The following is a 6,937-nucleotide window of genomic DNA, read 5'->3' as shown; positions in this document are numbered from 1 at the left end:
CTCTATTTTAGTGCTTGCTGGGAAATTAGCTTCTAAGTTACCATCAATTAAATCTACTCCTGTTGCATAAAGCCCAAAGCCTGCAGTCGTAAAGAGAGTGTCGGCTAAAGCATATGTACTGTTCGAAATAAGAACCTGATACTCTTCCTTAACCCTCTTCTGTTCTTCAGGTTCAAGATTGTCGTAAAGCTCCCCACCAAATAACTCTGTTGCCAATAGATCGAGTATCCGATCTTCAGGGTCAATTGAATCTGCACTATTAATTACACCAAATAATGCCTGTTCAAAGAAACGAGATACTTCATAGCACTTAAGCATGCTTTTATAGGGTGTCTGGTCTCTAGACTCAGACAACATCAGGATATCTCCACTCATTGTAGGAAGAAAATATACCGCTAAACTATTATCTCCTTTATCTTCAAGCTCAAATCTCAAACCTTTCCAACCTGGAATAGAACTTGAAACGACTTCATGGATGCTTTTGATATTGTAGACATCTATTGTATCCCATACAACAGAGGGAACATTAACACTTTGAGCAATAGAGCTAAGAATAGCACTATGATCTGTCTTTGTTAAAGAAAACTCGGTAACTGCAAGCTCTCTTAAGGCATCAAGCACTTTACCCTGCATTCCTATTCCGTCAATATTAATGATAGAAGCATCTCTTACCAAGCGAATATGGTCGAATATTCCGACTCTTACAGGGGTATTTACCTCTATTAAAGACTCATCACCCGGATTTAAAAACAGATAGTCTATAAGCTCATCGGGCAATAGATATTGTAAGTTTTCGGATGAATAGTTAATATTGCTATCAACCTCAAGCATCTCATTACCAGCAGATGTATCTCCAACTCCCTGAGAGATTACATTTAAAGCGCTATTGTTAGACTGTTCTATTGTTGTCTCTGGGGGCCGATTTGGGAATGAGATAACCTGTCCATAGAGATATCCAGATGAAAGAATTAAGACCGATACCATAACTAACACCTTCATCTCTCTATTCATTCTTGTTTTCCCCCTCTTTTTAAAAAGTTTTTCAAATTAATGTATTTAAGAGCCCTATATATAGGGCTCAATATATCATTATGATCCTAAAGGAAACTCTAAAGCTGCAAAAGGTTCTGAAATTGGCTGAACAGCAAAGCCATTATCAACAGGAAGCTCAATTCCCGCCTGATAAGATGATACATCGATAATATCTGCCCAGTCCCACTCTTCATCCTGAGTAGGGTGTCTAGGGAAGATATTCTGCGGATCACCAAAAGCCTCTTGTGTTTCTTTTTGTGTTAAGCTCTCTTTATAGTTGTTTTTGTTGATATCTAAACTATCTATTGTAGCCAATATCATATCTACACTTCCTAGCGCAAGACTCTCTTCGACTGCAATCCACTGTTCAAATGCCTGCAATATAGGAAGCCTTCTTTCATCAAGCTGGCCTCTCAATATCTTTTTATCTAAAAGAGCGTCTCTTAATTTTATACGCGCATTAATCTGAGTCTCAACATAATTAAAAGCTGCTTCTTCAGCTACCTCTTTATCTAAATTCTCGGCTACTAAATTCTCGGCTGCAGCATAAAGCACTTTGTTCCAGAATGTATACACCCCGGATACCCAGCCTTTACTAAAATCAAGCTTTGTAACACCAAGATAGTCTTTGATTAAACCATCCAGGTTCTTTCTCTTACCTAAGTCAACCATAGCAATTCGTTCATCAACAAGGGTATTTATATCTGTGCTCTCTAAGCCATAATAATTCTGATAATCCAGCATCTCAACTATAAGCGTAGTAAATGACGCTAAAGCACTGCGGTCCTTAACATCGCCCCCGCTATCTATAGAGTTATGGAAGTATGCTTCATTTTTACCGTAAAGCCCAGCTATCGAGCCTAACAACTTTTTGCCTAAATCGCCTGAAGGCATAAGGCTTTTTACTATATCTATCACTTTTATCCGTACTTCTTCTTGTACATCTTCCTTAGATATATCCTTACCTTCAAGTCTTGCTTCTTCTATTGCTTCTTTAAGCAATAAGTCTTCTAATGTTAATGCTATATCTGCATAGCTGTTTACTATCCTTCTTGAATGTTCACCGAACTTATTATCAGATATTAAGTCAAGCTCTCCGAAATTGGATGAAGTCGCAAGGTTATCTTTTAAGCTGTTTGCATAGCCTATAAATCCAAGCACATCTTCTTTTGCATCATCTAAGGTATAATACTTAGTCCAGCTCTGGTCAATTGGGTTGAAACTCTTTTCACGTACTCTGTTGAACATCTCTTTAACCCAGGAGGTTATCAATCCGGCCTGGTATGTATCTTCTAAAGAAAGATCTTCACCGTAATATTCTGTATCATTTAACTTCTCTCTGGCTTCAATAGCTAAAGAGATACTGCTTTGAATATAATCCTCTATCAATGTTTCTCCAATAGGGTTCTGGCTTACAACTCTTCCGAAATCATCACGGCTAACAAGAGCTCCAGTCTGAAATGCTTCTAAATCGTCAACCAAGCTCGCATAGCCTCTGGCTATAAGCTCTTTTGCACCATAACCAGATAGGCCGACTTCTGTATTACCAGTAATAAGAGCTCTCTGTAATCCAAAATAAAACAGCGATGCTAAATGTTCAGGGTTGTTCTTATTAAATCCGCTATCAAAGTACTTGCTTACATCAAGCTTTCCTCTATTATAAATTTCGGCTGCCTGATACATGCCTTCGGCAATATAATTAGGATTAATACCTTTTAAAAAGCTCTCTATAGCATAGCCCTCAAGAATCTCTCTCATGGTTGCTGTATCTGGTACGCGGTCAACAAGGGCTCTGCTCTTGTTGTTGGCCTGAACAGTGCTCCAGCTTAAAAAGTCCGTATCATCTACAACTGGGAATACTTGTTTTCTTTCAAATGTTATCTCAGCATCTAAATCAAGCCCTAAACCCCATTCTTCATCTGTTGCCATAGTATCTATTGCACCCCTAATCGGCGTAAAAGAATCGCTAGCTAAAATCTTATCTCTAAACTGCTGGACTTCAGAAGCAGGCAGTTTATCGTTCACCTTGGCCACAATCTGCTCCCAAGTAAAATAGCCTTTATCTTTAAAATAATCATCGATTTCGTTTAAAATATTGTTATAATTTTCGCTTCCGAGAAACTCAATCTCATGGTCTTTGGGTGCAAGTCCAGCCTCTAAATAGACACCGTCATGTGCATTCATCAACAGGCTATTATTAATGTAATAGAACGTTGCTAAATAATTATAAATCATACGCCTTGAAGATTGTCCATAGATACCGACGCAAGCTTCTGAAAACTGACTGAAAACTAGGATAGTACCGACAAGAATTACTGCTGCTTTTTTAAAATTCTTTAGCATCTCTTCCTCCTTTTATTTAAGTTTAGCCCCCTCCTTCACTTACCTTTGTTTCGATAAATTTGTACCATATTAAATCAGGACTGTCAAGTCAAGTCAAATACTTTTTATTTTCTGGGGATAATTCACTCTTCTATCCCTTAAATTACTATTTTATACCTTATGCAAACAAAATATATGCACAATACTGAATAATTAAATTAAAACAACCATTAATATTAACTAATAAAAACAACTTCTATTTACCAGATTTTATAAAATAAAGCACTATATATGGGGACATAAAAAAGAAAAAGTTAAATAAACTAGAACTTAAACAACAAATAATACTTTAATTTTAATATAAAAAAATATTCTAATTGTAAATACAATACTGCTTATCCTCTTCTAATCCAATAAAAGGAGCAACCGGCTCTATAGCATAACAATCTTCCGACAACTCTAAACCGCTTAATTCTATTGGGCCTTTTATCTGAGGAAGCCTAGGGTATATTTCATCCAGACTATCCGCTGGTGGATTATCTATAGAATCATACACCCCGGTTATATTGCTTAAATCTACTCTTAAAAACCCGATACTAGCTACTATGGCATTGGTTTTGGCAATTAATTCCTGACCTGTTAAGCCGCCTAATTTCTCTTCAAACATCAAGGTTATCTTAAAGTCATTACTACTTACACTAATCCTGCTCCCTATCTCCGCCTTAAGTGCCTCATAGATCTTCTTTCTGGCATCCAGCTGTTCCTGAACAACATCCATACCTTTAGCTGACGCTACCTGTGCCCAGAAGGCATAGACACCGGAAAGTATACCTTCAGATACATACCATTTATGTGCACCGTAAGTAGCGCAGAGTTTACCTGCTAAATCTCCTGCCTGTGCATCGGTAAAGATACTTAAAGCTTTCTGAAATGCACCATCTTCACCGTCAAGTGTTCTTGGTGTAACTCCAAAATAATCAGGCCTAGAGAGAACATTTGCAACAAAATCAATAAAACCTAAATATGCACTACGTTCGCGGTTATCGCTAAAATCTATAGGCTTCTTATTGGAATCATACTGCTGATAGAAACCGAGCAAAGCATCCCTTAGTTGAGAACCTTTTGTATCCGGACTACTAAAGTCAAACAGATCTTTTAAGGTCTCTACCGCAGCTTCTGACTCAATACCTCCCCTCTCTAAAGCTATTGCTCTTCTTGCTATAGTCTCTAGCAAAATCCTATCTTGCGCGTCATATGAAGCAAGTTTATCACCTATGGCGTTTTCTATTGTAGCCCTTATCTCTGTAGCTACCTGATAAAGCCTGACCTGCTCAGCAACTGCCTCATCAAAGCTTACCTTGTCTTCCCATCTCCTTATAATAGGATTATAGTTGTTGTCTCTCAAAATCCAAAAGACACCGTCTATTGCACTGTTAAATACTTCTGCTTCAATAGAGTCTGCAACTGAGAGTGGAGCATTAAAACTTCTTCCGTAATATTTATTTAATACATCTCTAAATTTTGCAACCAATTCCATTCTCATATTTATCCAATCAACTACATTTTCTTCTGATATTTTTTCATTAGTAGTTATATATCCATTATCTTCTCTAACAAAAAGGTTTCGACCTAAAAGAACTTCCATCTCATATACTAAATCTTCATGGCCGGAGTTTATCAACTTTTCTGCTGACTCATCCCCTAAAGTCTCGCAAAGCTCAGCAAAGAATAAGACTGTAGATACCTGAGACCACTTTGAACTGTCATAATATGTAACACCCAAATAGTTAAGCACTTTATCTCCGGAACCAGTGTTGTCACCATCGTATATATCATCAATAAACTCTGTTTGTGCTCTTTCTATAATGTGCATAATATCATTATCAGTTGCATCCTGTAAGCGAGCCGATATATACCAATCAATTATGTATTCATAGATTGACTGCAAAAAATTCTGATCACGTTCAACGCTAGACATGCCATCCTCACGAACAATATGACGATAGATATCCAACGTAGAAGTATTGTTTTCAGACTCCCAGCCCTCTCCAAGCACAGCATCTAATCTCTTAGCAAACCTACCTCTGTTAATATTGGTTTCAAAACTAGATCTTAAGGCTGCATAAAAACTATCTACATTATAACCTCTCTTACGCATTGCATTGTCAAGAGAGACTACCACCCCTTCAAAAGTAAAATACAACCACTCTCCTCCTACCGCAGGCACACGTCTAAACTCAGCACACACATCGTTACATACATTACGAAAGCTCTTCATGCTCTCGCTTGAAGCTCCTCCAATAGCAATACTCTTTCCCCTTTTGACAGTATGACTATTTTCCTCAACGAAAAAATAAATAGACATATTCTTAACTTTCGCATATAAATTCAAATAATCAATCATTATGGAGTAAGGATCTTTGTCTTCATGGGAATAGGAAGTGGATTCACCGACACTGATAAAGACTCCTGTGCTTAAAAAAACGCTTATTACTATACACAATAAATTAGTTTTCATATCGCACCCCCCCCCTTTTTTTCATCATCAAACACTATTTTTATTGTTTCGCCGTTATAAATATCTTATACAATAGAACAAGAAAAGCAAGGTTTTAATTCAAAAATTTAAATTCTGGGGATAACTTACAATTATAAAAATATAGTAATCTATATTTACTTAATCATCATAATCAATATTTATAAAAAATAATGTCAATTTGACAACCTACATAACAGATGGTATATATATAAAGGAAGTTAAGACAACGGGGTGCTTGGAAAGCTATTATATGTGTTGGAGGTATTTTAAAAACATGAAGATGTTATACAGAAATATAATACTATGTAGCATTATTTCAATCTTTTTAACACTTTTTAATAAGGAACTATTAGCTCAATCATCAATTCAACCATTAGATTTTAATCCACCGCAAGCTGGCTCTTTAGAGCCTGTATCAACTCCAACAGCAGCATCATTGAGCCTAAGTGATGATATAACCCTTCAGGACAATACAGCTACTCTAGAGTTCACTCCAGAACTCAGTTGGATAGAAGGCCTGCTTAGGGGAATAGATGAAACAGTATCCTTAGCCGATATAATAGATACACCCGCAGGCTTTGGGCTTTATGCAACAGGAGTAGATTTAATTGATGGTAACTTAGAAGCTAATTTCCCAGCAAGCACTAAAATAGAGGCTGATGATGGAAAGCTTCTATTGGAATTAACAATGCTTCCTGAGTACTCTGATTTCAGGAACAACTCATTCAGCTTTATTTTTAATAAGGAAGAGTGGGATATTAAGGGTGCTGAGTTTAAAGATGAACTTGTTATAAGCTTGAAAGATACATCCGGTAATATAGTTGAGATAACAAAAGAAGTATCCGACGGTACTAAGGTCGAAGTTAGCTCAGAGGACATCCATAGTGCAGCAGGAGAAGAGTTTAACTATCAAGTCGAGAATATAATTATCGGATTCCGTTTCAACGTAGAAGGTTACGATACAACTTCACGTGGTAAAACAGAAACCTTTACTCATGGTAAGATTGAAACAGCGGCGGGATTTAGTCTTAATGATTTTAACGT

General features: G+C 36.9%; 4 protein-coding genes. 1 reads left to right on the top strand and 3 read right to left on the bottom strand.

Annotated elements, in window-relative coordinates; genetic code table 11:
- The 3 genes from P9L98_04825 to P9L98_04815 all read right to left on the bottom strand — a co-directional run.
- Positions 1-1,011, bottom strand: a 1,011-nt coding sequence (locus P9L98_04825; protein ID MDP8216621.1) for a hypothetical protein, incomplete at its 3' end; no start/stop codon positions are given.
- Between the two features lie 78 nt (positions 1,012-1,089).
- Positions 1,090-3,375, bottom strand: coding sequence for a hypothetical protein (locus tag P9L98_04820; GenBank protein ID MDP8216620.1), 2,286 nt, complete (start codon positions 3,373-3,375; stop codon positions 1,090-1,092).
- Positions 3,376-3,727: 352 nt separating this feature from the next.
- The gene (locus tag P9L98_04815) at positions 3,728-5,872 is read right to left on the bottom strand and encodes a hypothetical protein (protein ID MDP8216619.1); all 2,145 of its coding nucleotides are present in this window, start codon (positions 5,870-5,872) and stop codon (positions 3,728-3,730) included.
- Positions 5,873-6,167: 295 nt separating this feature from the next.
- Here P9L98_04815 and P9L98_04810 point away from each other — a divergent pair.
- Positions 6,168-6,937: hypothetical protein (locus tag P9L98_04810; GenBank protein MDP8216618.1), on the top strand; the 770-nt coding region annotated here is incomplete at its 3' end.

Source organism: Candidatus Kaelpia imicola, assembly GCA_030765505.1.
In the GTDB taxonomy this organism is placed as follows: Bacteria; Omnitrophota; Gorgyraeia; order Kaelpiales; family Kaelpiaceae; genus Kaelpia; species Kaelpia imicola.
The sequence above is the reverse complement of the archived record's forward strand: the minus strand, read 5'-3'. Positions and strand labels throughout refer to the sequence as shown.

Bases quoted from the DNA above. Each gene is read 5' to 3' on its own strand.
- P9L98_04820 (MDP8216620.1), bottom strand. From the start codon at position 3,375: ATGCTAAAGAATTTTAAAAAAGCAGCAGTAATTCTTGTCGGTACTATC.
- P9L98_04815 (MDP8216619.1), bottom strand. From the start codon at position 5,872: ATGAAAACTAATTTATTGTGTATAGTAATAAGCGTTTTTTTAAGCACA.